Annotated in this window: 27 protein-coding genes and 1 riboswitch; of the genes, 20 read left to right on the forward strand and 7 right to left on the reverse strand. The window is 73.5% G+C overall.

Going from position 1 to position 26,064, the window contains the following annotated elements:
- Both BM314_RS15305 and BM314_RS15310 read left to right on the forward strand, forming a co-directional pair.
- The gene (locus BM314_RS15305; RefSeq protein WP_020094625.1) at positions 1-453 is read left to right on the forward strand and encodes a DNA polymerase III subunit chi; all 453 of its coding nucleotides are present in this window, start codon (positions 1-3) and stop codon (positions 451-453) included.
- Entirely contained in the window at positions 453-2,045 is a 1,593-nt protein-coding gene (locus BM314_RS15310) for a S10 family peptidase (RefSeq protein WP_091978796.1), read from the forward strand. Before BM314_RS15305 ends, BM314_RS15310 begins: the two co-directional genes overlap by 1 nt.
- Before the next feature lie 22 nt (positions 2,046-2,067).
- Here the strand turns inward: BM314_RS15310 and BM314_RS15315 are convergent, their stop codons facing one another.
- Complete coding sequence (locus tag BM314_RS15315; protein WP_091978798.1) at positions 2,068-3,432, reverse strand: discoidin domain-containing protein; 1,365 nt, start codon at positions 3,430-3,432, stop codon at positions 2,068-2,070.
- 161 nt (positions 3,433-3,593) lie between these two features.
- A riboswitch (cobalamin riboswitch) is annotated at positions 3,594-3,789 on the forward strand.
- Positions 3,790-3,823: 34 nt separating this feature from the next.
- On the opposite strand from BM314_RS15315, the gene BM314_RS15320 reads away from it, so the two are divergent.
- The 9 genes from BM314_RS15320 to cobJ are packed head-to-tail and all read left to right on the forward strand — an operon-like array spanning position 3,824 to position 13,136.
- A complete protein-coding gene (locus BM314_RS15320) occupies positions 3,824-4,006 on the forward strand; it encodes a CbtB domain-containing protein (RefSeq protein WP_026605173.1) in 183 nt (60 codons plus the stop codon).
- Positions 4,007-4,022: 16 nt separating this feature from the next.
- On the forward strand, positions 4,023-4,775 hold the full coding sequence (locus BM314_RS15325) for a CbtA family protein (RefSeq protein ID WP_091680780.1): 753 nt from the start codon (positions 4,023-4,025) through the stop codon (positions 4,773-4,775).
- Positions 4,768-5,169: a DUF1636 domain-containing protein gene (locus BM314_RS15330; RefSeq protein ID WP_020094630.1), complete on the forward strand. Its 402-nt coding sequence runs from the start codon at positions 4,768-4,770 to the stop codon at positions 5,167-5,169. Before BM314_RS15325 ends, BM314_RS15330 begins: the two co-directional genes overlap by 8 nt.
- The gene (cobW, locus tag BM314_RS15335) at positions 5,166-6,200 is read left to right on the forward strand and encodes a cobalamin biosynthesis protein CobW (protein ID WP_091978801.1); all 1,035 of its coding nucleotides are present in this window, start codon (positions 5,166-5,168) and stop codon (positions 6,198-6,200) included. Before BM314_RS15330 ends, cobW begins: the two co-directional genes overlap by 4 nt.
- A gap of 46 nt (positions 6,201-6,246) precedes the next feature.
- Complete coding sequence (gene cobN / locus BM314_RS15340; RefSeq protein ID WP_091978803.1) at positions 6,247-9,576, forward strand: cobaltochelatase subunit CobN; 3,330 nt, start codon at positions 6,247-6,249, stop codon at positions 9,574-9,576.
- Positions 9,573-10,910 carry a precorrin-3B synthase gene (cobG, locus tag BM314_RS15345; protein WP_091978805.1) on the forward strand — a complete coding sequence of 446 codons (1,338 nt, stop codon included), beginning with the start codon at positions 9,573-9,575 and terminating at the stop codon, positions 10,908-10,910. Before cobN ends, cobG begins: the two co-directional genes overlap by 4 nt.
- Complete coding sequence (locus BM314_RS15350; protein ID WP_280142561.1) at positions 10,907-11,599, forward strand: precorrin-8X methylmutase; 693 nt, start codon at positions 10,907-10,909, stop codon at positions 11,597-11,599. Before cobG ends, BM314_RS15350 begins: the two co-directional genes overlap by 4 nt.
- Positions 11,599-12,378, forward strand: a complete 780-nt coding sequence (locus BM314_RS15355) for a precorrin-2 C(20)-methyltransferase (RefSeq protein ID WP_091978806.1) — start codon at positions 11,599-11,601, stop codon at positions 12,376-12,378. The genes BM314_RS15350 and BM314_RS15355 overlap by 1 nt, the downstream gene beginning before the upstream one ends.
- A complete protein-coding gene (gene cobJ / locus BM314_RS15360) occupies positions 12,375-13,136 on the forward strand; it encodes a precorrin-3B C(17)-methyltransferase (protein ID WP_091978809.1) in 762 nt (253 codons plus the stop codon). The genes BM314_RS15355 and cobJ overlap by 4 nt, the downstream gene beginning before the upstream one ends.
- On the opposite strand, the gene BM314_RS15365 is transcribed toward cobJ, so the two are convergent.
- Entirely contained in the window at positions 13,103-13,900 is a 798-nt protein-coding gene (locus BM314_RS15365; RefSeq protein WP_244539949.1) for a cobalt-precorrin-6A reductase, read from the reverse strand. The two genes, cobJ and BM314_RS15365, sit on opposite strands and share 34 nt — an antisense overlap.
- A 13-nt stretch (positions 13,901-13,913) precedes the next feature.
- On the opposite strand from BM314_RS15365, the gene cbiE reads away from it, so the two are divergent.
- The 4 genes from cbiE to BM314_RS15385 are packed head-to-tail and all read left to right on the forward strand — an operon-like array spanning position 13,914 to position 17,624.
- Positions 13,914-15,134 (forward strand): precorrin-6y C5,15-methyltransferase (decarboxylating) subunit CbiE, encoded by a 1,221-nt coding sequence (cbiE, locus tag BM314_RS15370; RefSeq protein WP_091978813.1) that lies wholly within the window; start codon positions 13,914-13,916, stop codon positions 15,132-15,134.
- Positions 15,131-15,535, forward strand: coding sequence for a cobalamin biosynthesis protein (locus BM314_RS15375; RefSeq protein ID WP_244539950.1), 405 nt, complete (start codon positions 15,131-15,133; stop codon positions 15,533-15,535). The genes cbiE and BM314_RS15375 overlap by 4 nt, the downstream gene beginning before the upstream one ends.
- Entirely contained in the window at positions 15,532-16,308 is a 777-nt protein-coding gene (gene cobM, locus BM314_RS15380; RefSeq protein ID WP_091978817.1) for a precorrin-4 C(11)-methyltransferase, read from the forward strand. Before BM314_RS15375 ends, cobM begins: the two co-directional genes overlap by 4 nt.
- Positions 16,305-17,624 (forward strand): cobyrinic acid a,c-diamide synthase CobB, encoded by a 1,320-nt coding sequence (locus BM314_RS15385; protein WP_091978819.1) that lies wholly within the window; start codon positions 16,305-16,307, stop codon positions 17,622-17,624. The genes cobM and BM314_RS15385 overlap by 4 nt, the downstream gene beginning before the upstream one ends.
- Before the next feature lie 60 nt (positions 17,625-17,684).
- On the opposite strand, the gene BM314_RS15390 is transcribed toward BM314_RS15385, so the two are convergent.
- Positions 17,685-18,122, reverse strand: coding sequence for a helix-turn-helix domain-containing protein (locus BM314_RS15390; RefSeq protein WP_020094642.1), 438 nt, complete (start codon positions 18,120-18,122; stop codon positions 17,685-17,687).
- Between the two features lie 355 nt (positions 18,123-18,477).
- On the opposite strand from BM314_RS15390, the gene BM314_RS15395 reads away from it, so the two are divergent.
- A complete protein-coding gene (locus BM314_RS15395) occupies positions 18,478-18,825 on the forward strand; it encodes a heme-degrading protein HmuQ (protein ID WP_091978821.1) in 348 nt (115 codons plus the stop codon).
- Positions 18,826-19,160: 335 nt separating this feature from the next.
- Positions 19,161-20,666, forward strand: coding sequence for an undecaprenyl-phosphate glucose phosphotransferase (locus BM314_RS15400; RefSeq protein ID WP_020094644.1), 1,506 nt, complete (start codon positions 19,161-19,163; stop codon positions 20,664-20,666).
- A gap of 35 nt (positions 20,667-20,701) precedes the next feature.
- Here BM314_RS15400 and BM314_RS15405 read toward each other — a convergent pair whose 3' ends face one another.
- Positions 20,702-21,187 (reverse strand): transcriptional repressor, encoded by a 486-nt coding sequence (locus BM314_RS15405; protein WP_020094645.1) that lies wholly within the window; start codon positions 21,185-21,187, stop codon positions 20,702-20,704.
- A gap of 124 nt (positions 21,188-21,311) precedes the next feature.
- On the opposite strand from BM314_RS15405, the gene BM314_RS31285 reads away from it, so the two are divergent.
- Genes BM314_RS31285 through BM314_RS15415 form a run of 3 tightly spaced genes read left to right on the forward strand, consistent with a single transcriptional unit; the run spans position 21,312 to position 23,112 of the window.
- Positions 21,312-21,446 carry a hypothetical protein gene (locus BM314_RS31285; protein ID WP_020094646.1) on the forward strand — a complete coding sequence of 45 codons (135 nt, stop codon included), beginning with the start codon at positions 21,312-21,314 and terminating at the stop codon, positions 21,444-21,446.
- Entirely contained in the window at positions 21,443-22,240 is a 798-nt protein-coding gene (locus BM314_RS15410) for a metal ABC transporter ATP-binding protein (RefSeq protein ID WP_091680804.1), read from the forward strand. The genes BM314_RS31285 and BM314_RS15410 overlap by 4 nt, the downstream gene beginning before the upstream one ends.
- 47 nt (positions 22,241-22,287) lie before the next feature.
- Positions 22,288-23,112, forward strand: a complete 825-nt coding sequence (locus BM314_RS15415; protein ID WP_091926923.1) for a metal ABC transporter permease — start codon at positions 22,288-22,290, stop codon at positions 23,110-23,112.
- Here BM314_RS15415 and BM314_RS15420 read toward each other — a convergent pair whose 3' ends face one another.
- From BM314_RS15420 to BM314_RS15430, 3 genes are read right to left on the reverse strand one after another with little or no spacing between them, the layout of a single operon-like run.
- Positions 23,113-23,976: an SDR family oxidoreductase gene (locus BM314_RS15420; protein ID WP_091926852.1), complete on the reverse strand. Its 864-nt coding sequence runs from the start codon at positions 23,974-23,976 to the stop codon at positions 23,113-23,115.
- Positions 23,973-25,118 (reverse strand): tRNA epoxyqueuosine(34) reductase QueG, encoded by a 1,146-nt coding sequence (gene queG / locus BM314_RS15425; RefSeq protein ID WP_091978897.1) that lies wholly within the window; start codon positions 25,116-25,118, stop codon positions 23,973-23,975. Before queG ends, BM314_RS15420 begins: the two co-directional genes overlap by 4 nt.
- A 29-nt stretch (positions 25,119-25,147) precedes the next feature.
- Positions 25,148-25,840 carry a glutathione S-transferase family protein gene (locus BM314_RS15430; protein ID WP_020094651.1) on the reverse strand — a complete coding sequence of 231 codons (693 nt, stop codon included), beginning with the start codon at positions 25,838-25,840 and terminating at the stop codon, positions 25,148-25,150.
- Positions 25,841-26,064 lie beyond the last annotated feature (224 nt).

The raw sequence follows: 26,064 nt of genomic DNA on the forward strand, positions 1-26,064 counted from the left end.
GTGACCGAGATCCTCTTCTACCACATGCAGCGGCAGCCCCTGGAGAAGGTGCTGCCGAACCTCGTCGAGCGCTCGCTGGACCGCGGCTGGCAGGCCGCGATCCAGGCGGCGAGCGAGGAGCGCCTGCAGGCGCTCGATGACCACCTCTGGACTTATTCCGACGAGAGCTTCCTGCCGCACGGCACCGACCGCGAGCCCGACGCCGCGAGCCAGCCGGTGGTGCTCACGCTCCGGGACGTGAATCCCAACACCGCCTCGATCCGCTTCCTGGTGGAGGGCGCCGACCTGCCGCCCGACGCCGGCCAGTACGAGCGGATCTGCATCCTGTTCGACGGGACCGACCAGGACGCGCTGCTGCGCGCCCGCGAGCAGTGGAAGCAGGCCAAGGACGCCGGTCACGCGGTGGCCTACTGGCAGCAGGACGAGTCCGGACGCTGGAACAAGAAGGCTTGATGGTGGCCCTTCACGCACGTCTCGCGCGCGCCGCGCTCGCCCTCGCCCTGGCTCTGGCCGCGCCCCCGGCCACCCTCGCCCAGGACGCGCCGCACGGCCATCCCGCGGAGAGCAAACCGGCGCAGCGCGGACCGGAGGGGCGCCGCCTGCCGCCCGATTCGACGACCAAGCAGAGCGTGACGCTGCCGGACGGCCGGACCCTCGACTTCACCGCCACCGCCGGCAGCCTGCCCCTCGTCGACGAGGCGGGCAAGCTGCAGGCCGAGATCGCCTACGTCGCCTACACGATGGCGCCGCAGGCCGGCCGGGAGCGTCCCGTCACTTTCGCGGTCAACGGCGGCCCGGGCGCCGCCTCGGCCTATCTCAATATCGGGGCGATCGGGCCCTGGCGGCTTCCGGTCGGCGGCGACAGCATCAGCCCGTCGCAGCTGGTGACGCTGACGCCCAACGACGGGACGTGGCTCGGCTTCACCGACCTCGTCTTTCTCGATCCCGTGGGGACCGGGTACAGCCGGGCCGCGGACGGGAACGGCAAGGCCTACTGGTCGATCGATTCCGACGCCTCGACCCTGGCGGCGACCATCGCGCGCTACCTGCGCGTCAACGACCGCATGGCGAGTCCGAAATTCTTCGTCGGCGAGAGCTACGGCGGCTTCCGCGGCCCGCTGATCGCCGAGAAGCTCCAGGAGGAGATCGGCGTCGGCCTGTCCGGCATGGTGCTGCTCTCGCCGGTGCTCGATTTCGCGTGGCTGGAGACGCCGCGGGCCAATCCGTGGGGCTACGTGCTGAAGCTGCCCTCGCTGGCGGCCGGCGCCCTTGAGCGGGCCGGCACGGTGCCGACGCCGGCCCTGCTCGGCGACGCGGAGGCTTATGCCTCGGGCCCGTACCTGAGCGACCTGCTCAAGGGGCCGAGCGACACTGCGGCCGTCGCCCGGATGACCGACAAGGTCGCGCCCCTCGTCGGTCTCGACCCCGCCCTGGTGCGTGCCCAGGCGGCGCGCCTCTCGACCCGGAGCGTCCAGCGCGAGATCGACCGCGCCGAGGGCCGCGTGACCAGCGCCTACGACACCGGCATCACCGGCTGGGACCCGAACCCGGACGCCGCCCAGTCGAGCTTCGAGGATCCCCAGCTCACCGCCCTCCAGGCACCGCTGACGAGCGCGATGCTCGACCTCTACGCGCGGACGCTGAAATGGCCGGTGACCAACATGCGCTACGAGCTCCTGAACAACGCCGTCAATCGCGGCTGGAGCTGGGGCTCGGGCCGGCAGGCGCCCGAGGTCCTGTCGAACCTGAAGGGCGATCTGGCGCTCGACGGGCACCTGCGCGTCCTCGTGGCGCACGGCTTCACCGACCTGGTGACGCCCTACTTCGCCTCGAAGCTCCTGCTGGCGCAGGTCCCCGCCTACGCCGCCGGCCGCCTGAGCCTCGCGGTCTATCCGGGCGGGCACATGTTCTACACGCGTCCGGATTCGCGCGCCGCCTTCCGGACGGACGTGGAGCGGATGTACACGGACGCCCTGAAGGTGCGCGACGCCGGCTCGACCCGTCCGGCCGGAGCCCCCGCCGAGCATCTCAGGACCGCGCCGTAGCGCCTCCAGCCTACCGCAGCGGTCACGCGTCGTCGAAGGCGAGGGCTTCGGCCGGGTAATCCACCATCGTCCGGCGCTGCGCGTCGGTGTTCTGCCACTCGCCGACCTTCATGTAGCGGCCCTCGAGATCGCGGACCTCGACCACTTTCCCGATGGTGGGGATCGACTGGAAGCCCTGCGGCCAGTTCGACGCGAAGTAGAAGACCTGCTCGACGTGGTCCGAGAGGTGGCAGATCCCCGGCCCGAAGGTCCCCAGCCCGAAGACGAGGTAGCGGCCGTTCACGAGCGCCGCGACGTCGGAGATCAGCGACTCGCTCTGGATCTCCACCGGCAATCCGCGCCGCTCGGCGTACGCCTCCACCTCGGCGATGACCGGGTTCAGTCTGTTCTCGAAGACGAGCTTGACCGAGCGGATCCGGCCCTCGGCCAGGAGCCGGTCGATGACCATCCGGTAGAACGCGAAGGGCGGCTGCGGATAGTGCGGATCGACCCAGGTGCTGAAGATGTCGCCCGACCGGATGTGGATCAGGAGCTGGTCGTGGGGCTTCACCGGGAAGCTCTTCGGCAGGCCGTTGAACAGCGGCCGGATCACGCTCTGCACGATCACGCGCGAATCCGTCGGCCCCCGCAGCGCGGTCACGCGCTCGAACTGCGTCGGGTCGAAATACAGGCCCGACAGGAAGTAGCCGTCCGCCGGCAGCGGCTCGTCCGGCGGGATGAAGGTGAGGCCGTCGCAGGTCAGCCGCTCGGTCAGGAAGATCACCTTGCTGCGGTCGACCTTGGGCACCTTGATGTATTTCAGGTTGAGCGCCTTCGCGATCGTCACCGCGATGATGTACTGGACGAGGCAGTTGCCGAAGGCGCCGTTCTCGAACAGCGACAGGCCGACCAGGGCGTGGCTGGCGCGGTCGGGCGCCGACTGGAGCGCGTAGGTGACGTAGACGTTGGCGCCGGGCGTCTCGTTCAGGAGCGTCACGTCGAGGCCGAGCATCGCCCGCAGCGCGATCAGGTCGATCGCGGCCTCGTCGGCGCGGATGCCGATGCCGGCGATCCGGGCCGGTTCGGGCGCGGCGATCCGGACCGCGCGCGCCCAGGCCCGCTCGTCGGGGACGATCGCGGCGACGAGGGCGTCCGGGGTCGCGGTCCAGCCAGCGAGGTCCGGCTCGGCCCACGTCACGCCGTCCTGCGAGACCGCCACCGCGACGTCGCCAGGCTCGGCGGGAACCGCCCCCTCCCCCGGCCGCAGGGCGACGGAATGGATCGGGAAGCGGCCGCCGAGGTCGACCTCGAGCCACGTCGTTCCCGTGCCCGCATCGGAGACGATCCGCGGCTTACGGCCGGCCGCGAGATCGACGAGAACCGGGGTCGGATCGTCTGTCGGGGCCATCGGGTCTCCGGGAGTTCAGCGCCCGCGCCGGGGCCGGGCGGGTATCGGGTGCGGCGGTGCCCGCTCCGGGGCGCGGCCGTCAAGCCCACCCCGATCGCGGGGCGGGCGCGGGAAACGGCCGCGATCCGGCGCCGCTCCGTTGTGTCCTGGCGGTCATGCGTCTACAACGGCCGGGCGACGGTGCCCCGGAGACGGGGTGAAAAGGGAATGCGGTGAGGGGTTTGAAGCCCCGATTCCGCGGCTGCCCCCGCAACTGTGAGCGGCGAGCGCCCGCCAAGCGCCACCGGAGCGATCCGGGAAGGCGGTGGGCGCGCCGAGCCGCGAGCCAGGAGACCTGCCGTCGCGACAGGATCCCGCAATGCCGCCGGTGGGGCGGCTGGAGACGCTTCTGATGACGACGCAAACCCTCGCCCCCATCGCCGCCGGCACCCGCGCGTCGGAGCGCCCGATCGCCGTCGCGCTCGCGGCCGTGCTGGGCCTCGGCCTGCTATTCATGGCGGGCTTCTCGCCGGCGATCGCGCTCCACAACGCGGCGCACGACTTCCGCCACACCCAGAACTTCCCCTGCCACTGACGTTCCCGGACCAGGGATGATCATCCGGCTCCTGTCGGCGGCCCTCGCCGCCGGCTTCTTCGCGGCTGCCATCGTGACGGGCCTCGAACTCACGCTGACCTCGCCGCTGATCGTCGCGGCCGAGCGCTACGAGCAGCAGGAGGCGCCGAACCGGGCTGCCAAGGCGCTCCCGATCAAGGCGTTCCCGATCGTGCTGGCCCATGCCGGGCACGACCATGCCGCGCCCGACGCCGCGCCGGAATGGCAGCCCGCGCCCGGCCTGCCGCGGATGGCCTTCACCGGGCTCGCGACCCTCGTGGGTGGCGTGGGCTACGCGCTGCTGCTCGGCGCGGTGATGCTCGCCTGCGGCCGCGAACCCACGCCGCAGGTCGGCCTCGCCTTCGCGGTGGCCGCCTTCGCCAGCGTCGCCCTCGCGCCGGGTCTCGGCCTGCCGCCGGAACTGCCCGGCAGCGCGGCGGCCCCGCTCGCGACGCGGCAGGCGTGGTGGGTGATGACCGCCGCGGCGACCGGCATGGGGCTCTACCTGATCACGATTCGCCGCGCGCTGATCACGATCCTCGGGGGGCTCGTCCTGATCATCGCCCCGCACGTCGTCGGCGCCCCGCAGGCGCCCGAGGCCGCGTCCGAACTTCCGGCGGCGCTCGCCGCGCAATTCGCCGCGCGGTCGCTCGCCATCAGCTTCGTGTTCTGGATCCTGATCGGGCTGGGGCTCGGCTGGGCGTGGCAGGCCTTCGCCCGCGGCGCGGATCGGGGAGCGGCCCGTGCCTGAGACCGTTCTCTACGTCTGCACCACCTGCCGCCGGCCGGACGACGACCCCGACGGGCCCCGCGCCGGGGCCCGCCTGCTGGAGGCGCTCCGGGCGCGGAGCGGCGCCACGCCGGACCTGCGGGTCGAGGCGGTGGAGTGCCTGTCGGTCTGCAAGCGGCCCTGCACCGTGGCGGTCGCCGCGGCCGACCGCTGGACCTACGTCTACGGCGACATGGATCCCGCCGCCTCGGCCGAGATCATCCTCGGCGGGCTCGCGGCCTACGCGGCGACCCCGGACGGCATCGTGCCCTGGCGCGAGCGTCCGGAGGCGTTCCGCAAGGGCGTGATCGCCCGCATTCCCCCTTTCCCAGAACCCCGCCCGGTCCCCGCCGGCACCCTGGAGCCCGCGGAATGACCCTCGTGAACAAGATCCCCTGCACCATCATCACCGGCTTCCTCGGGGCCGGCAAGACGACCCTCGTCCGCCACGTGGTCGAGAACGCCAAGGGGCGCCGCCTCGCGATCCTGGTGAACGAGTTCGGTGATATCGGCTTCGACAAGTCCTTCCTGGCGGCCTGCGGCGTCGAGGGCTGCACCGAGGACGCCATCGTCGAGCTGCCGAACGGCTGCATCTGCTGCACGGTCGCGGACGATTTCGTGCCGGCGCTGGAGACCCTTCTCGGCCGCGCCGAGCCGCCGGAGCACATCCTGATCGAGACCTCGGGCCTCGCCCTGCCGAAGCCGCTGGTCCAGGCGTTCCAGTGGCCGGCGATCCGCTCGCGGGTGACCGTCGACGGCGTGGTCGCGGTGGTCGACGGCCCGGCGGTGGCCTCGGGCGCCTTCGCGGAGGATCCGGAGGCTCTGGCGGCCCAGCGGGCCGCCGACCAGTCGGTCGACCACGACAACCCCCTGGAGGAGGTGTTCGAGGACCAGCTCCTCTGCGCCGACCTCGTGGTCGTCAACAAGGCCGACCTGATCGACGCCGCGACCCGGGCGCGGGTCCGTGCCGAGGTGGAGGGGCACCTCCCTCGCGCCGTGAAGGTGGTCGAGACCGAGAACGGCGCCATCGACCCGCGGGTGCTGCTCGGCCTCGGCGCGGCCGCCGAGGACGATCTCGACGCCCGCCCCTCGCATCACGGCGAGGGCGAGGACCACGACCACGACGATTTCGAGACGGTCGCGCTGCCGGTGCGCCCGGCGGTGACCGCGGGGGATCTCGCGGCCCGGGTCGAGGCGGCGGCCGAGGCCGCCGGCGTCCTGCGCATCAAGGGCTTCGCCGAGGTCGAGGGCAAGCCGATGCGCCTCGTGGTGCAGGGTGTCGGCCGGCGCGTGACCCATCATTTCGACCGCCCCTGGCGGGCCGGGGAAGCCCGCGACGGGACGCTGGTGGTGATCGGCCTCAAGGGCTTCGACAAGAACGCCGTCGCGGCGGCCCTCGCGGGATGAGGCCGGTCGCGCACGCCCGCCCAAATTCGCTCTAGGGGCCGCCGCGGTGCATCTCGTGCGCATCGATGCCGTCTCCCTCGACGAGGGCGAGGCGGCCGTGGATCTCGGGCAGGAGCCCGGCGACCTCGTGGTGCTGTCCTTCACCGACAGCGACCTCGCGTCGGTCGGGCAGGCCCACGCCGCGGAGCCCGGCCTGCCGAGCCTGCGGCTCGCGAAGCTCGCCAAGCTGCGGCACCCGCTCTCGGTCGACCTCTACGTCGAGCGCGTCGTGGCGCGCGCCAAGGTGGTGGTGATCCGCTGCCTCGGCGGGCTCGATTACTGGCGCTACGGGATCGAGCGCTGCGCCGAGGCCGCGCGGGCGCACGGCGTCGTCCTCGCGGTCCTGCCGGGCGACGACCGGCCGGATCCGCGCCTCGCCGCCTTCTCCACCGATCCCGACCTCGCCGGGCAGCTCGACGCCTATTTCCGGGCCGGCGGCCCCGACAACCTGCGGCGGATGCTGCGGCGCCTGGCGATTCGCCTGGGCGCCGACGGACCGGTCGAGCCGCCCGTGCCGCTCCCGCGCGGCTTTCCCTGGTGCCCCGGCTGCGGAGTTCTTCCCCTCGAGGCAACCCTCGCCGCGGCCGCAACCGCGATCCCGCTCGCCGGAGCGCGCAGCGCGGCGGAGCCCGTCGCGCTCCTGCTGATCTACCGCTCCGCCGTGCTCGGCGGCGACACCGGCCCGTTCGTCGCCCTCGCCGCCGCCCTGCGGGCGCGCGGGATCGGCGTGCTGCCGATGGCCGTGTCGAGCCTGAAGGAGCCGCAGGCCGCCGCCGCGGTCGCCGCGGCCGTGCGCGCGCGCAGGCCCGACCTCGTGATCGCCGCCACCGCCTTCTCGGCCCGTGAGGACGAGACCGGCTTCGTGCTCGACGGCGCCGATTGCCCGGTTCTCCAGGCCTTCACGGTGGGGTCGCCCCGCGCGGCCTGGGAGGCCTCCGCCCGCGGTCTCGGCGCGGCCGATCTCGCCATGCAGGTCGCGCTGCCGGAATTCGACGGCCGGCTCTCGGGCTTCCCGATCTCGTTCAAGGAGGAGAGTGCCGAGATCGCCGGCTTCGCCGAGCGGCGCGCCGTGCCCTACGAGGCCGGCATCGCCGCGCTGGCCGACCGGGCCGCGGGATGGCTGCGGCTGGCCGCCCTGCCCCGGGCGGCGCGTCGCGTCGCCCTGGTCCTGTCCGACTATCCCGCCCGAGGCGGCCGGGCCGGGTTCGCGGTCGGCCTGGACACGCCCGCGAGCGCCCGCGCGATCGCCGCCGACCTCGCGGCCGCGGGCTACGCGGCGGGCGCGCTTCCGGAGCCCGGAGCGCTGATGGCGGCGCTCGCGAACGGCCCGGCCGCGTTCCGGGTGCCGCTCGCGGCCTACGCGGCGTGGTGGCGCACGCTCTCCGAGGACGTCCGCGCCGCCGTGACCGACAGCTGGGGTGAAGCCGAGGCGGACCCGGCCTGCGTCGACGGCGCCTTCCGGTTCCGGATGGTCCGGGACGGCGCCCTCGCGGTCTTCCTCCAGCCCGACCGCGGCCGCGACCCCGATCGCAAGACCGGCTACCACGACCTCGACCGCGCCCCGACCCACGCCTACCTGGCCTTCCATCTCGGCCTGCGGCAGCAATTCGACGCCCTGGTGCAGCTCGGCACGCACGGCACCGCGGAGTGGCTGCCGGGCAAGGCCGTGGCCCTGTCGCCCAACTGCTTCCCGGCGCTCTGCGTCGGCGGGCTGCCCGTGATCTACCCCTTCATCGTCGACGACCCGGGCGAGGCCGCGCCGCTCAAGCGCCGCCTCGGCGGCGTGGCGCTCGGGCACCTGACGCCCGACACCGCCGTCCACGCGCTGACACCCGAGGCGGCCCGGCTCCGCGAGCTGGTGGAGGAGTATTCGGCGGCCAGCGTGCTCGACCCCCGCCGCGCGGACCTCATCGCCCGCGCCATCCTGGAGGAGGCCGGGGCGGCCGGACTGCTGGACGGTGCCGGGATCGGCCCGGACACGCCGATGGACGAGGCGCTGACGCGGCTCGACGCCCATCTCTGCGATCTCGGCGAGACCGTCTTCCGCGACGGCCTGCACGTCTTCGCCCGCGCGCCGGACGGGGCCGCGGACGCCGTCGCGGCGAGCGCGGACTCCGAGCACGCCGGTCTGCTGGCGGCCCTCGACGGGCGGTTCGTCCGGCCCGGCCCCTCGGGCTCGCCGTCCCGTGGGCGGGCCGACGTGCTCCCGACCGGGCGCAACCTCGCGACCCTCGACCCGCGGGCCATCCCGAGCCGCGCCGCCGCGCTCCTCGGCGAGCGGGCGGCCGCCGCCGTGGTGACCCGATACCTCCAGGACGAGGGCGCCTATCCGGCCCGGATCGTCATGGATCTCTGGGCCTCGCCGACCCTGCGCACCGGTGGCGAGGACGTGGCCCACGCCCTGGCCCTGATGGGCGTGCGGCCGGTCTGGGACCATGCCAGCACCCGCGTCACCGGCTTCGAGATCCTGCCCCTCGCCATGCTGGACCGGCCGCGGATCGACGTCACCGTCCGCGTCTCCGGCGCGTTCCGCGACACCTTCCCCGACACGCTGGCGTTGCTAGACCGCGCCGCCCGCGCCGTGGCGGACCGGGACGAGACCGACGACGAAAATCCCCTCGCGGCGGCGCGCCGGCGGGGCGATGCGTCGGTGCGCGTCTACGGGGCCGCGCCCGGCCGCTACGGCGCCGGCACCGCCGCCACGGCCCTCGACGGCGCCTGGGACGGCCGCGCCGACCTCGGCCGCGCCTACCTGGCTGCGAGCGGCCACGCCTACGGCGACCGCGAGGGGCCCGACGCCGATTTCGCCGCCCGTGTCGCGGCGGCCGACGCCTATCTCCACGCCTTCGACGTGGCCGAGCGCGACCTGTTCGACGGCGACGCCGCCGTCGACGCGATGGGCGGTTTCGCGGCGGCGGCGGCCCTGGAGGGGGCGAGCCCCACCCTCTACAGCCTCGACGTGTCGGTCCCGGAACGGCCGAAGGCGCGGACGGCCCGGGAGGATTCCGCCCGCCTGATCCGCGGGCGCCTCGCCGATCCCCGCTGGATCGCGGCCCAGCTGCGCCACGGCTACCGGGGCGCGCAGGAACTCGCCCAGGGGCTCGACGCGGTCTTCGTCCTGGCCGCCGCGAGCGACGCGGTGACGGATGCCGGCTTCGAGGCGCTCTACGCGGCCTGGATCGCCGACGCCGAGGTGTTCGAGCGCCTGCGCGCCGCCAACCCCGCCGCGGCCCGCGCGATCCTGGAGCGGTTCGACGAGGCCCGGGACCGCGGCCTCTGGCACAGCCGACGCAACGCCCTCCCGGCCGACGCTCTGATGCGCGAGGCCGCCGAGTGAGCGCGGCCCCGCATCGGCGCGCCCTGCCCGAGGCGCCAGCCCGCCGGGGCTGGTGCCCCGGTCTGACGCGTCCCATGCCGACGGGCGACGGCCTGCTCGCGCGCGTCCACCCGCCGCTCGGGATCCTGACCCTCGATCAGGCCCGCGCCGTGGCGGAGGGTGCGCGGCGCTTCGGGAACGGGCACCTGGATCTCACCGCCCGGGCCAATCTCCAGATCCGCGGCGTCTCCGAGGCGACGCGCGCGCCGCTGGCCACTTGGCTCGCGGCCCGGGGCCTCGGCGACGTGCGCGCCGACGGCGGCCCCCAGCGCCTGACGCTCACGAGCCCCCTGGCCGGCCACGACCCGGACGAGACGATCGACGTGCCGGTCCTCGCCCGGGCGATCGAGACCGCGGGGCTCGCGATCCAGGGGTTGCCGGCCAAGACCCTGGTCGCCGTCGAGGGCCGCCCCGGCCGGGCGCTGCCGGAGGCGGATCTCTGCGTCGCCGCCGAGGGGCCGGGCCGCGTCGCGATCGCGGTCGCGCAGGGTGAGACCCCGCGGAAGCTCCTGACCTGCGCAGCCGACGCGGCGCCCGGCCACGTGGCGGCCCTGCTCGGCGCCTTCGCGCTGACCGGTCGGCGCCGGATGCGCGACCTGTCGGACGACGAACTGGCGGCACTGGCCGTAACGCTTCCGTCAGGAGAGACCCGCGCCGGACCGGCGCAGGCGTACCAGGGCTTCGCTCCGGAACAGGAGCCGGCACGTCCGGCGGGCGGACGCGACCTTAGAAGCGTCGCCGTCGACGCGCCCTTCGGACGCTGCACTGCCGACGCCCTCGACCGGATCGCGGCTACGGCAGCGGCGATCGGCTCCGACGAGATCCGCCTCTCCCCCACGCGCGGCTTCGTGATGCTGGCGCCGGCCGCTGCCGAAGCGGCGGCCGCGATTGCGGCGCTTGCGGCGGAGTTCATCGTCGTCCCCGACGATCCGCGGCGCGCGATCGCGGCCTGCACGGGGGCGCCGGGCTGCGCCTCCGGATCGACCCCCACGCTCGCGGACGCGGCCCGCCTCGCGGAGGCGTTCGGCCCCCTGGCGGTCGCGGGGCATGCCGCGCACGTCTCGGGCTGCGCCAAGGGCTGCGCGCGGCCCGGCCCGGCCGACCTGACCCTCGTCGGCCGCGACGGCCTCTACGGCGTGGTGATCGGGGGTGCGCCCGGCGATGAGCCGGCGATGGATCTCCCTATCGAGGCCGTGCTGGAGCGGCTAGGAAGGGCCGAGATCGACGGGCTTTCCGCCGCCTTCGCGCCGGAGACCACCCCTTCGGAATGCGGGAGGACCAAGAGACCGGCATGAGCGCGAGCCAGAACGCCCTGCGCCAGACAGGATCGGAGCCGGCCGCGGCCCACGAGTCCCCGTCCCGCTACGACTACATCCGCGACGGCGGCGCGATCTACGCGCGCTCCTTCGCGATGATCCGCGCCGAGTCCGATCTCGGGCGCTGGTCGGGCGCCGCCGAGCGCGTCGTCGTCCGCATGATCCATGCCTGCGGCATGACCGACCTGCCGGCCGACGTGGAGATGGCGCCCGGTTTCGCCGAGGCCGGCGTCGCGGCCTTGAAGGCCGGCGCGCCGATCCTGTGCGACGTCCGCATGGTCGCGGACGGCGTCACCCGGGCCCGCCTGCCGGCCGACAACAGGGTGATCTGCACCCTGGGCGACCCGCGCGTGCCGGATCTCGCCAAGAGCCTCGGCACGACCCGGTCCGCGGCCGCCATGGAGCTGTGGCGGGAGCACCTTCCGGGCAGCGTCGTGGCGGTGGGCAACGCCCCGACCGCCCTGTTCCGGCTCTTGGAGCTGCTCGATGCCGGCGTGGCGCCGCCCGCCGCGGTGATCGGCATCCCGGTCGGCTTCGTCGGCGCGGCGGAGTCCAAGGAGGCCCTGGCGCGGGACGGCCGCGTGCCGTTCGTAGTCGTGCACGGGCGGCGCGGCGGCAGCGCCATGACGGCCGCGGCGGTCAACGCGCTCGCCAGCGAGGTCGAGTGATGGACGGTTTCGAACGCCTCGACGGCCCGACCGAGGAGATCCCCGCGGCCGCGGTGACCGGCACCCTCTACGGCGTCGGGATGGGCCCGGGCGATCCGGAGCTGCTGACCGTGAAAGCGCAGCGCATCCTGATGCGCGCGCCCGTGCTGGTGCATTTCTGCAAGCGCGGCCGGCGGGGCAATGCCCGCACCATCGCGGACGCGATCCTGCGCGACCCGGCCCGCGAGATGGCCCTCGCCTATCCCTACACGACCGAGATCCATCCCGAGCACCCGGACTACGTCGCGGCGCTGGCCGGATTCTACGACGACGCGGCCGGGCAGCTCGCCGATCACCTGGGCGCCGGGCGCGACGTCGCGATCCTGTCGGAGGGCGATCCGTTCTTCTACGGCTCGTTCATGCACCTCTGGCGGCGCCTGAAGGACCGGTTCCCCGTGGAGGTGATTCCGGGCGTCACCGGCATGTCGGGCTGCTGGACCCGGGCCGGCACGCCGATCACCTGGGGCGACGACGTCCTCACCGTCCTGCCGGCGACCCTGTCGCTCGACGCGCTGACCGAGCGCCTGCGCGGCACGGACGCGGCCGTGGTGATGAAGCTCGGGCGGCACCTGCCGAAGGTCCGGGCCGCCCTGTCGGCCGCCGGGCTGCTGGCGCGCGCCGTCTACGTGGAGCGCGGCACGATGGCGGGCGAGCGGGTCGTGATGTTGGCCGACAAGGCCGACGACGAGGCGCCCTACTTCTCGATGGTGCTCCTGCCCGGAGAGGGCCGCCGACCGTGAGCGGAAGCCTCACCGTCGTCGGCCTCGGGCCGGGCGACGCGGCCCTGCTGACCGAGTCGGCCCGCCGGGCGCTGGACGCGGCGGAGGACGTCGTCGGCTACTTCCCCTACGTGGCCCGCGTGCCCGAGCGTCCCGGCATCGTCCGGCACGCCAGCGACAACCGGGTGGAGGTCGACCGGGCGCGCCACGCGCTGCAGCTCGCCGCCTCCGGGCGCCGGGTCGCGGTCGTCTCCGGCGGCGATCCCGGCGTCTTCGCCATGGCGGCGGCGGTGTTCGAGGCGGTCGAGTACGGCGAGCCCGGCTGGCGCGACCTCGCCATCACGGTGGAGCCGGGCATCACCGCGATGCTCGCCGCCGCGGCCCGGCTCGGGGCCCCGCTCGGCGGCGACTTCTGCGCGCTCTCGCTCTCGGACAACCTGAAACCCTGGCCGGTCGTGACCGCGCGGCTGGAGGCGGTGCTGCGCGCGGATTTCGTGGTGGCGCTCTACAACCCGATCTCTACCGCCCGGCCCTGGCAGCTCGGGGCGGCGCTGGAGATCGCGGCCGGGATCCGCGCGCCCGAGACGCCGGTGATGTTCGCCCGCGCCGTCAGCCGGCCGGACGAGGCGATCCGCGTCGCGACCCTCGCCGAGGCGCCCGCGGTGCCGGCCGACATGGCCACGATGGTGATCCTGGGCGCCTCGACGACGCGGCTGATCCCGCGCGCGGGCCGGGCGCCCTTCGTCTACACCGCCCGCAAGGTCGAGGGATCGGTGTGATCGCCCGCGTCCAGCCAGCGGCACGCGCCCGCGGCGTCCGCGACGCTCGGCACGTCGGGCTTGCCCGGCCGCCGCACCATCACGACCGGGATGCCGAGGCCGCGCGCCGCCGCGATCTTGCCGTAGGTCGCCGCGCCGCCCGCGTTCTTGCTGACCACGATCTCGATCCGGCTGGCCCGCATCAGGGCCGTCTCGGACGCGGCGTCGAACGGTCCGCGCGCCTCCAGGGCGGTCAGATGCGGCACCGGCAGGATCCCGCCCAGCGGCTCGACCGTCCGCGCCAGGTAGCTGTGCTGCGGCGCCGCCGCGAAGGCCCCGGCCTCCTGCCGGCCGATCGTCAGGAACACGCGCCGGGGCTCCGCGCCGAGGGCGGCGACCGCCTCCTCCATCCCGTCGACCTCGACCCAGTCGTCGCCGGGTTCGCGGTTCCAGGCCGGCCTGCGGATCGCGAGGAGCGGCACGCCCGTCAGGGCCGCCGCGCGCGCGGCGTTGGCCGACATCCGCGCGGCGAACGGGTGGGTCGCGTCGATCAGCCGGGTGATCGCCTCCGCCCGCAGGTAGCCGGCGAGACCCTCGGCGCCGCCGAAGCCGCCGATCCGGGTCGGCACAGGCTCGGGCTTCGGCGCCGCCGTCCGTCCCGCCAGCGAGAGCGTCACGGCGCGATCCGCGCCGCCTGCGAGCGACCGGACCAGGGCACTCGCCTCGCCGGTCCCGCCGAGGATCAGGATCCGCATCGTGCCGGTGATCGGGGGCGGCGTGTTCATGGGCGCCTTGTCCATGAGCGCTAACCCGCTGTCGAGCGCCCCGTGGCTGTCGATCGTCGGGATCGGCGAGGACGGCCGGGCCGGGCTGACGCCGTCCGCCGCCGCCGCGCTCGACGCCGCCCGCGTGGTCTATGGCGGCCGGCGCCACCTCGCCCTCGCCGGGCCGCTCGACGCGGAGACGCGGCCCTGGCCGAGCCCGATCCACGAGGCCTATCCGGAAATCCTGGCGCGGCGCGGCCAGCCGACCTGCATCCTCGCCACAGGCGACCCGTTCCACTACGGCATCGGCGCCGAGATCGCCCGGCTGGTGCCCGCGGGCGACATCCGCGCCTTCCCGCAGCCCTCGGCCTTCAGCCTCGCCTGTGCCCGGCTCGGCTGGCCGCTCGCCGAGTGCGCCCTGGTCACGCTCCACGGTCGCGCGCTGACCCGGATCGTCCCGCATCTCCAGCCGGGGGCGCGGCTCCTCGTCCTGTCTTGGGACGGCACGACGCCCGGCGCCCTCGCCGCCCTGCTGCGCGACCGGGGCTTCGGCGCGTCGACGCTGACGGTGCTGGAGGCGATGGGCGGGCCGCGCGAGCGCGTCCGCACCCTCCGCGCCGAAGCGTTCGACGGCGCCGACTTCGATCCGCTGAACACGGTGGCGCTCGCGGTGGCGGGGGCCGGCTGCGCCCTGCCCCTCGCACCGGGCCTCGACGACGACCTGTTCGAGAATGACGGGCAGCTGACCAAGTCCGAGATCCGGGCCCTGACCCTGTCGGCGCTGCGCCCGCATCCGGGACAGCATCTCTGGGATGTCGGTGCGGGCGCCGGCTCGATCGCGATCGAGTGGATGCTGCGCCACGCGAGCCTGCGCGCCACCGCGATCGAGGGAAGGCCGGACCGCGTCGAGCGGATCCGCCGCAACGCCGTCGCGCTCGGCGCCCCTGACCTCGCCGTCGTCGCCGGCACGGCACCGGGCGCGCTCGCCGGCCTGCCCGCGCCGGACGCGGTTTTCATCGGCGGCGGCGTCTCGGAGCCGGGGGTCCTCGCGACCGTGCTGGCGGCGCTGCGGGGCGGCGGTCGCTGCGTCGCCAACGCCGTGACCCTCGAGGGCGAGGCCGCGCTGCTCGCGGCCTTCGCGGCGCATGGCGGCAGCCTGCGCCGCTACGGCGTGGAGCGAGCGAGCCCGGTCGGGGGAATGCACGGCTGGCGCCCCGCCATGACGGTGATCCAGTGGGCCTGGACCAAGCCGTGACCGGAGCGCTGGTCGCCGGCATTGGGTTCCGCCGGGGCACCGAGGCCGAGGAGATCGCGGGGCTGATCGAGCGCGCCCTCGCCCTGGTCGGCGCCGCGCGGTCGAGCCTCGCGGCCGTTGCCACGGCGGACGACCGGGCGTCGGACCCGGCGATCCGAGCGGCGACGGCCCGGTTCGGCCTGGCACCCCATCCCATCGCCGCCGCCGCGCTGGAGGCGCGCGACGCCGAGATCGTCACCCGCTCGGCGCGGATCGAGCGCCTGCGCGGCGTCGGCTCGCTGGCCGAGGCGGCGGCCCTCGCCGGCGCCGGGCCCCAGAGCCGCCTCGCCCTACCCCGGATCGCGAGCGGCGGCGCCACTTGCGCCCTGGCTGTCCGATACGACACGACACGGGAACCATGACCGTCCACTTCATCGGCGCCGGCCCCGGCGCGGCCGACCTGATCACGGTGCGCGGGCGCGACCGCATCGCGGCCTGCCCCGTCTGCCTCTACGCCGGGTCGCTCGTCGCCCCCGAGATCCTGGGCTGGTGCCCGCCCGGCGCGCGGATCGTCGACACGGCGCCCCTCGACCTCGACGCCATCCTGGCGGAGATCCGTTCGGCGCACGCGGCCGGCCAGGACGTGGCGCGCCTGCATTCCGGTGACCTGTCGATCTGGAGCGCCCTGGCCGAGCAGATGCGCCGGCTCGACGCGCTGGCTATTCCCTACACGGTGACGCCGGGTGTCCCCGCCTTCGCGGCCGCGGCCGCGCTGCTGCGCCGGGAGCTGACGGTGCCGGGCGTGGCGCAGAGCGTGGTCCTGACCCGCACCTCCGGGCGGGCGAGCGCCATGCCCGAACGGGAGACGCTGGCGGCCTACGCGGCCACCGGCGCGACCCTGGCGATCCACCTGTCGATCCACGTGGTCGAGGCCGTCGCCGCGGAGCTGATCCCCTTCTACGGCCCGTCCTGTCCCGCGGCGGCGGTGTTCCGCGCTTCCTGGCCGGACGAGCGGGCGCTCGTGGGCGACCTCGCCGCGCTGCCCGGGCTCGTCGCGGAGGCCGGTCTGGAGCGCACCGCCCTCATCTTGGTCGGACCGGCGCTGGGCGCCGCGGAGTTCCGCGAGAGCGCCCTCTACGCGCCCGACTACGACCGGCGCTACCGTCCCGGCGGCACGGTGGGGTCGCGGTCGTGAGCGCCCCCGGCCTCCTCGTCGCGGCGCCGCGCTCCAGCTCCGGCAAGACGACCGTCGCCCTCGCGCTCATGCGCGCCCTCACCCGGCGCGGCCTGCGGGTGCGCGGCGCGAAGTGCGGCCCGGACTACATCGATCCGGCCTTCCACCACGCCGCGACCGGCCATCCGAGCTTCAACCTCGACAGCTTCGCCATGGCGCCGCCGCTCCTCGACGCGCTGGCGGGCGCGACGGCGGCGGCGGCCGATCTGCTGATCGCCGAGGGGTCCATGGGTCTGTTCGACGGCGTCCGGGCGGCCGAGAACCGCACCGGGGCGAACGCCGACATCGCCGCGCGCTACGGCTGGCCGGTGGTCCTCGTGGTGGACGTGTCGGGCGCGGCGCAATCGGCGGCCGCCGTGGCGCTCGGCTGCAAGCTCTACGATCCCCGCATCCGGATCGCCGGCGTGATCCTCAACAAGGTGGCGAGCGCCCGTCACCGGCGCCTCGTCGAAGCCGGCATGGAGCGCGCGGGGCTGCCGGTGCTCGGCGCGCTGATGCGCGACGCGCAGCTCGTCCTGCCCGAGCGCCACCTGGGGCTCGTCCAGGCCGGCGAGACCGCGGATCTCGCCGCGCGCCTCGACAGGCTCGCCGACCTCGCGGAGGCGGGCATCGACCTCGACGCCGTGACGGCCTGCGCGAGCGGCACCGTACCGCCCTCCGGTGGCCGCCTGCCCCGGCCGCCCGGACAGCGCGTGGCGGTCGCCCGTGACGCGGCGTTCAGCTTCCTCTACCCGCATCTCGAGACCGGGTGGCGGATGGCCGGCGCCGAACTCGTGCCGTTCTCGCCCTTGGCCGACGAGGGACCGCCCGAGGATTGCGACGTCTGCTGGCTGCCGGGCGGCTATCCGGAACTGCACGCGGGCCCGATCGCCGGCGCGACCCGCTTCCTGGACGGGCTGCGCCGCTTCGCGCGGACCCGGCCGGTCCACGGGGAGTGCGGCGGCTACATGGTCCTGGGCGAGACGTTGCAGGATGCCGACGGAGCGACCCATGCCATGGCCGGACTGCTACCGGTCGCGACCTCGTATCACCGGCGCAAGCTGCATCTCGGCTATCGCGTCGCGCAACTCTGCGAATCCGGCCTGCTCGGCGCCGCGGGCACGCGCCTCGTCGGCCACGAATTCCACTACGCCAGCGAACTCTCGCCGATCGCGCCGGCGGAAACGGCGCTCGCCCGCGTGACGGATGCCGAAGGTGTCGATCTGGGACTGGCCGGCCACCGGGTCGGACCCGTCACCGGCAGCTTCTTCCACCTGATCGCGACCGATCCGCCGTGACGCCGGGCTCGGCGCAGCCGCTTCGAAGGTCCCCGAGGTGAAGCCTGTTTCGCGCGCCGGTCAGGCCGGATCCGTCGTCGGCGCGGTTGCGCCGCGGTTCTGCGCGAGTCGCGCGGCGCTGCGGACCAGCGCGAGCACGTCGCGGCGCATCTGCTCGTCCTCGATCTGGGCGTAGGCGCGCAGCAGCTCGATGGCGCCGTGGGCGCTGAGGAAGCCGAACACGTCCTCCTGCGCGTTCTCGCGCGGCTCGTTCTCCTCGAAGAACGCGGAGACCGGAACCTCGAGGAGGCGCGCGATCTCGCGCAGCCGGCCGGCCCCGACCCGGTTCTGGCCCTTCTCGTATTTCTGAACCTGCTGGAAGGTCACGCCGACCGCGTTGCCCAGCGCGGTCTGGCTCATGCCGCGAGCCTTGCGCAGCGCTGTGATCCGGATGCCGACGAGGCGATCGACGTCCGTCGTCTGCTTCGGCATCGTCTGGCCGGAGGAATCCTTGTCCATGGCGTGGGCTGCATCCTCCTGCGGACGGGGTGTCTTCGCCTCGCTGTCGCGCCGCTTCACCGTCCGCCCCTTAGTCGCATGTCCTGCACGTCAGGTTGCCGGTACTCCGTGCCGATGTCCGGCTATAGCCCTGATCCCGACACAGGTGAACCGGGGCGCAGTAGGACACCAAGTTGTCAAGCTTCGCAAGTCGAAGGTTACATCTTCTAGTTTAAGCCCACACATCTTTGCAACATTGTTGCTCAAATGTCGACGTGGAGGTTAGGGCTGCTTTCGAGGTGCGCCTTGTCGCCGCGCGGCGGTACCCCTTAGGACCACAGGGGCATGTAGGTTCGGTACCGCGCAGGAGGCACGCATGTTCATCGCGATGAATCGCTTCAAGGTCGTTAAGGACGCGACGGCGGATTTCGAGGCCGTCTGGCTCGGGCGCGACAGCCACCTCGGCGAGATGCCGGGCTTCGTCGAGTTTCACCTGCTGCGCGGCCCCGAGCACGAGGACCACGTGCTCTACGCCTCGCACACGATCTGGCGATCGCGTGCCGACTTCGAGGCCTGGACCCGGTCTGAGCAGTTCCGCAAGGCGCATGGCCGCGTGCCCTCGACCAAGCCCCTGTATCTCGGCCACCCCCAATTCGAGGGTTTCGAGACGATCCAGACGGTCGGCGGGACGGCCGATGCGGGCCAGGACGCGGACGCCGTCTGAGCGCGGCGGACCCCGACCGCCCTTCGGCCGGGGTCATTCGAGGCGCCGATCCGGTTGAAACCGCGATGAAAGAAACCCGCGTGAATTGAAATAGCTCCGGCGAAAACGGTCCCCCGTCAAACCTCGCGACGGCTGGCTGCGCCGAACAGTCACTCAGCATTAACTATGTATTGCCTCCTCCGGAAGCAGGCCCTAAGTCGCAGCGCTCATCCGCGACTGCGATCGTGAACCCGCCGGGCCCGCGGCTTGCTCCGTGACCGTCACCAGGCGGCGCTGAAACCTTTCGTGTCTCAGACTGGTACAGAGTCCGACTAAGACGGGACGTTGCGGGTCAGATGTTTCACGATCGGCTTCCGGAGACGTTTCAGGCGCTGCCGACCTCGGCGGAGCGCCGCCGCAATGTGTGGTCGGCCCTGCTGCCGCGCCGCGGCCGTGCGCTGGCACGCATCGCCCTGTCCATGACTCTCGCCGCCACCGACATCGCGGCGATCGTGGCGGTCACGCTGGGCCTCGAATGCGCCTACCAAGTCCTCGCGCAGGACGGCACGGTGTGGGCGGGTCTCGTCCGCGGCTCGCGGCTGTCGGCGCTGCTGGCGCTGGTGATCGTCGCCACGAACGTCCTGCGCGAGGAGTACAGCCTCGAGAACGTGATGGCGCAGAAGCCGGGCGTCCAGCGGGTGGCCTCGCTCTGGCTGATCGCCTGGGCCGCCGTGCTCGTCGTCAGCTTCATGACGAAGACGACCAACGATTACTCGCGGCTCGTCTCGCTCGGGATCTTCGCCGCCGGCCTGCCGGTGCTCATCGCGGCGCGGGCCGCGGTGCGCCGGCTCGTGCGCGAGCGGCTCAGCGCCGGATCGGCCACCGCCAGCCGGATCCACCTCGTGGGCTACGAGGAGGACATCGCGCGCTTCTACGCCGGCAAGGAGGTCGACCAGCTCGGCTCGCGGATCATCGGGACGAGCTACCTGCGGCGGGTCGATCCCGGCGCCGACGCGGCCACGCGCCACGACCAGTTGCAGGAGGATCTCGACCTCGCCGTCTCCGTCGTCCGCTTCCTGCGGCCGGACGACGTCTTCGTGCTGGTGCCCTGGGCCGACACCGCGGAGGTCGAGCGCTGCATCGACGCCTTCCTGCGGGTGCCCTCGGCCCTCCACCTGCGTCCCGGCGCGGTCCTCGACCGGTTCCCGGACCTGCAGGTCGCCCGGGTCGGCGGCGTCTCGGGGATCAACATCGGCCGCCGTCCGCTCAACGTCGGCGAGGTCATGCTGAAGCGTGCCCTCGACCTGACGGTGGCGACCATCGCCCTCGTGTCGCTGTCGCCGCTGCTCGCCGCGATCGCGGTGGCGATCAAGCTCGACAGCCCCGGCCCGGTCTTCTTCCGGCAGAAGCGCTACGGCTTCAACCAGCAGCCGTTCGGCGTCTTCAAGTTCCGGTCGATGCGGGCGGATCCGAACGCCGCCTTCCGGCAGGCGACCCGCAACGACAGCCGCATCACCCGGATCGGCGCGATCCTGCGCCGGACCAACCTCGACGAGCTGCCCCAGCTGATCAACGTCCTGCGCGGAGAGATGTCGCTGGTCGGCCCCCGTCCGCACGCTTTGGCGCACGATCGGAGCTTCGAGCGCCGGATCGCCCTCTACGCCCGCCGGCACAACGTGAAGCCCGGGATCACCGGCTGGGCCCAGGTCAACGGCTATCGCGGCGAGACGCAGACCGACCTCGCCATGGAGCGGCGCGTCGCCTGCGACCTGCACTACATCGACAACTGGTCGATCTGGTTCGACATCCAGATCATGATCCAGACGGTCGTCTCGCGCCGCGCCTACCAGAACGCCTTCTGACCCGAACCAAGCGCCCGTCCGCTGGAAGTGGCGCCTCAGGGGGCCTGCTTCCGCTCCCGGCAGGCGCCGCAATCGCCCTCGACCTCCAAGATGCTGTGGGTCGGGGTGAAGCCGGCCCGCTCCAGCGTCCGCCCCAGGCTGCCCTCGACTTCCTCCGACGAGGCCTCGTCGACGCCGCCGCAGGTGCGGCAGATCAGAAAGATGACCCCCTCCCCGGGGGCGTGGCCGTGCGCGCAGGGGATGAAGGCGTTGCGGCTCGCGATCCGGTGGACCAGCCCCTGCTCCATGAGGAAGTCGAGGGCGCGGTAGACCGAGACCGGGGCCACGCGCTTGCCCGGCGCGCTCAGCCGCTCCGCGATATCGTAGGCGCCCTGAGCCTTGGCGGACTCGGCCACCGCCTCGAGCACCTCCCGGCGCAGGGGCGTGAACTGAAGACCGCGCTCGCGACACAGGGCCTCGGCCCGCGCGAGCATGTCACCGGTGCCGGCGTGGCACGCGTCGTGACCCTCGTGACGGTGCATGATCGCTCCAGACGTGATCCGCAGGTTGTCCCGCGGGTTTGTTACAGTGTATCACCGCCGCCCAGCACCGCACCAGTAGCCCCGCGTGGTGCCCGCGCCGGCGTGAGCGCGCGACGAGGACCCCGTGCCGACCATTCCCAGCCCGAGACACGCGGCGCGGCGATCGCTGTTCCAGAGCGGGATCGGCCTGCGGCTGGCGCTCGCCGCGCTGCTCTCGGCGCTGGTCTGGCTGACCATCGCCTGGGCGCTGGCGACATGAGCGGCGCGCGCCCGGATCCGATCCGCCTCGTCGGTCTCACCCTCGGTTACGACCGGCATCCGGCGGTCCACCACCTCGACGGGTCCGTGCGGGCCGGCGACCTGCTCGCCCTCGTCGGCCCGAACGGGGCCGGGAAGTCGACACTCCTCAAGGGCATGGCCGGAGAGATCCGCTGCCTGGACGGGCGCATCGAGCGCGCCGGCGCCCTCGCCTACATGCCGCAGGTCGACGAGATCGACCGGAGCTTCCCGCTCACCGTCATGGATCTCGCCGGCATGGGCCTCTGGCGGCGCGCGGGGGCGTGGCGCAGCCTCACCCGGCGGCGTCCGGCGATCGAGGCGGCGCTGGCCACGGTCGGCCTCGACGGCTTCGCGGCGCGCCCGATCGGCACCCTGTCGGGCGGACAGTTCCGGCGCGCCCTGTTCGCCCGTCTGATCCTGCAGGACTGCCCGGTCGTGCTCCTCGACGAGCCGTTCACCGGCATCGACGCGCGGACGGTGGACGATCTCCTGGCGCTGATTCGCACGTGGCACGGCGAGGGGCGGACCGTGGTCGCGGCCCTCCACGACCTCCAGCAGGTCCGCGCGCATTTCCCGACGACGCTGCTGCTCGCCCGGGAGCCCGTGGCCTGGGGACCGACCGCGCGGGTCCTGACGGCCGAGAACCTCGCGCGCGCCCGCAACCTGTCCGAGGCCTGGGACGAGGGCGCGGCGATCTGCGCCGGGCCGCGATCCGTCGCGGCGGCGCACGACCACGGCGGCGCGGACCATCACCACCACGAGGACGCCGCGTGACCGATCCGCTCGGATCCCTGTTCGCGCCGTTCGTGGAGTTCGGCTTCATGCGCCGGGCCCTGGCGGGCTGCCTCGCCCTTTCGGTCTCGGCGCCGCCCATCGGCGTGTTCCTGACGCTGCGCCGTATGAGCCTGATGAGCGACGCGATGAGCCACGCGATCCTGCCCGGCGCCGCGGTCGGCTTCCTCGTCGCCGGCCTGTCGCTGCCGGCGATGACGCTGGGCGGCCTCGTGGCCGGCCTCGCGGTCGCTCTCCTCGCGGGCGCCGTGACCCGCGCGACGGTCGTCCGAGAGGACGCGAATCTCGCGGCTTTCTACCTCATCTCGCTCGCGGCCGGCGTGCTGCTGGTCTCCCTGCGCGGCTCGCAGATCGACCTCATGCACTTCCTGTTCGGCTCGGTCCTGGCGCTCGACGACGCCGCGCTCTGGCTGCTCGGCGGCATCAGCACGCTGACCCTGCTGGCCCTGGCCCTGATCTACCGGCCGCTCGTGATGGAATGCGTCGATCCCCTGTTCCTGCGGAGCGTCAGCCGCAGCGGCGGCCCGGTTCACCTCGCCTTCCTGGCGCTGGTGGTGGTGAACCTCGTCGGCGGGTTCCAAGCCCTCGGCACGCTGCTGGCGGTAGGGTTGATGCTGCTGCCGGCGGTGGCGGCCCGGTTCTGGGCCCGCGACCTGGCCGGGCTGATCCCGGTCTCGATGCTGATCGCGGCCCTGGCGAGCGTGTCGGGGCTCAGCCTGTCGTACCGGTACGACGTGCCGAGCGGGCCGGCCATCGTGCTGGCGGCCGGCGCGCTCTATCTGGCCTCGATGTTGGTCGGCCCCCGCGACGGCCTGCTCCGCCGCCTCGTCCGGCCGCGGCACCTCGAGGCCTGATCAGGGCTGGTCCTTGAGGGCCGCGAGCCCCTCGCGATAGGTCGGGTAGGCGAGCGCCACGCCGAGCTCGTCGCGGATCAGGCGGTTCCGGACGCGCTTGTTCTCGCCGTAGAAGCTGCGCGCCATCGGCGACAGGTCGGCGGTCTCGAAATCGATCTCGGGCGGCAGCGGCAGGCCTGTGAGGGCCGCCGCGTGCTCGGTCACGGTCTGGGGCGCGGTCGGCTCGTCGTCGGTGACGTTGTAGATCGCCCCCGGCCGCGGCCGGTCGATCGAGGCGAGCAGCGTCGTGGCAATGTCGTCGACGTGGATGCGGTTGAAGACCTGCCCGGCCTTCACGATGCGCTGCGAGCGGCCCTCCCGCAGCTTCACGATCGGGTTGCGCCCGGGTCCGTAGATGCCCGAGAGCCGGAAGACCTGAACGGCCTTGCCGGTCGCGGCGCCGAGCGCCAGCCACGCCGCCTCGGCGTCGACGCGCACCTTGGACCGGGCGCTGCGCGGGGTCGCCGGCGTGGTCTCGTCGATCCAGGCGCCGCCCTGGTCGCCGTAGACACCGATGGTCGACAGGTAGCCGATCCACCGGATCCGGCTCGCCGCGACGGCGTCGGCGTAGCGGGCCAGCACCGGGTCGCCGGCCTCGCCGGGGGGCGCCGAGACCAGGAGCACGTCCGTGTCGGCGAGATCCGCCGCGATCCGGGGATCGTCGGCTTCCGGCCCGAAGGCGCGCATGGCGAAGCCCGTCTCCGCGGCGATGCGGTCGGCGGCCGCGGGGTCGGTCACCGTGGCGCGGACGGTCCCGAAACGCGGCCGCGCCCGCTCGGCGAAGTGACGGCCCGTGAAGCCGAGCCCGAAGACGAAGAGGTTCATGCCGCGGATGTCTCGTCCGTCCGCGGTTCCGTCAAGCCGGTGGCGGCCCGCCACTCGTCCCGCACGTGGGCGTCGGTCTCGGAATCGCCGTGCTGGCGCCCGAGCGCGCGCACGGCCTCGGGCGCCAGCAGCCGGCCGCAGGCCCAGACCGCCATGCCGCGCACCAGTGGAGACGGGTCGCGCAGGCGCGCGACGGCCGCCTCCGCGAGCGACGGGTCATCGGAATTCCCGATCGCGATCATGACGTTGCGGAGGAAGCGGTCGCGCCCGGTGCGCTTCACCGGCGTGCCGGCGAAGAGGGTGCGGAACGCCGCGTCGTCGAGGCCCGCGAGATCCGCGAGCGCCGGGGCCGCCAGGTCCGCCCGCGCGGCGAGGCGGCTCTCCGCCGCGGTGCGGGCGAACTTGTTCCAGGGGCAGACGGCCAGGCAATCGTCGCAGCCGAACACCCGGTTGCCGATCGCCGCCCGGAACGCCGCCGGGATCGGCCCGGCATGCTCGATCGTGAGGTACGAGATGCAGCGGCGGGCGTCGAGCCGGTAGGGCGCCGGGAACGCGTTGGTGGGGCAGACGTCCAGGCAGGCGCGGCACGAGCCGCAATGGTCGGGCTCCGGTGGGTCGGGCTCGAATTCCGCGCTCGTGTAGATCGCGCCGAGGAGCAGCCAGTTGCCGTGCCCGCGGGAGATCAGCACCGTGTGCTTGCCCTGCCAGCCGAGGCCGGCCGCCTCCGCCAGGGTCTTCTCCATGACGGGGGCGGTGTCGCAGAAGACCTTCACCCGCACGTCGCCCTTGGCCGACAGATACCCACCCAGTTCTTTCAGGCGGCCCTTCAAAACCTCGTGATAATCCCGCCGCTGCGCGTAGGCGGCCACGGCACCGCGGTCGCGAAGCGCCACGAGGTCGAGGGGATCGTGCTCCGGCCGGTAGCTCATCGCCAGGACCAGGATGCTGCGCAGACCGGGCCACAGCGCGACCGGGCTGGCGCGCTGGTCGGCCCGCTCCGCCATCCAGTCCATGGTGCCCTGCGCGCCCTCGGCGAGCCAGGCGGACAGGCGGCCGGGCAGGTCGGGCAGCCGGTCGGGTCGGGTCACGCGCAGGCCGCAGAACCCGAGCGTCCGCGCCCGGGTCTCGACGAGGCGGCGCAGGTCGGCGCCGTGGTAGGTCCGTCGGGCGTTCAGAAATCCAGATCCGCGTAGTGGGCGGCCGGTGCCATCCCGGCCACCCGGTCGGCGAGCAGGGCGCGGAACGAGGGCCGCGACTTGACCCGCGCGTACCAGTTCCGCGCCATCTCGTCCTCGTCCCAGGGCACGTCGCCCAGGTAGTCGACGCAGGAGAGATGGGCGGCCGCCGCGAGATCGGCATAGGTCAGGTTGTCGCCGGCGATCCAGCGCCGCCGCGCGATGAGGTAGCCGATGTATTTGAGGTGGTAGCGCACGTTGGAGCGCGCCGCGCGGATCGCGTTCATGTCGGGCGGGCCGCCGCCCTCGTTGGCCGACATGAAGCGCTTCGAGATCTTCTCGTTGACGAGGTAGGCGGTCACCTCGGACTCGAACTTGACCAGGAACCAGTCGAGCAGGCGCCGCACCTCCACGCGCTCGACGGTGTCCTCCGGCAGCATCCGCCGCCCCGAGAGTCCGAGGCCGCGGGTCTCGTCGAGGTACTCGGCGATGACGCCGGCGCCGGGAACCACGAGGCCGTTCTGCTCCAGCAGCACGGGCGTGACGCCCGCCGGGTTGATCAGCAGGAAGTCGTCGCGCCGCTCCCAGGGCCGTTCTTCGAACAGCGTCGGCTCCATGCCCATCTCGGCGAGCACGAGACGGATGAAACGGGAATTCGCGCAGAAGGGGAAATGGTAGAGGGTTGCCATTGAGGCCGTGCGGGACGTTCGGTCTGCCAGCGCGGCCGGTCCCGCGCTCGTCGTGGGTCCTGAAGCGCGGGTCTTCGGCGCAGAGGACTTCGGACCGAGCGTTATTGCTCGACCGTTGCCGAGCCCTTAACACGCGCGGCCCGGCCCGGTAACTGCCCGTCAACCCTGATCGGCGAAGCCTCGGGTACAACCATTTCGCGTGGCAGGCGGTGGCCCGACGGGGG

Source organism: Methylobacterium sp. 13MFTsu3.1M2 (assembly GCF_900112625.1).
In the GTDB taxonomy this organism is placed as follows: Bacteria; Pseudomonadota; Alphaproteobacteria; order Rhizobiales; family Beijerinckiaceae; genus Methylobacterium.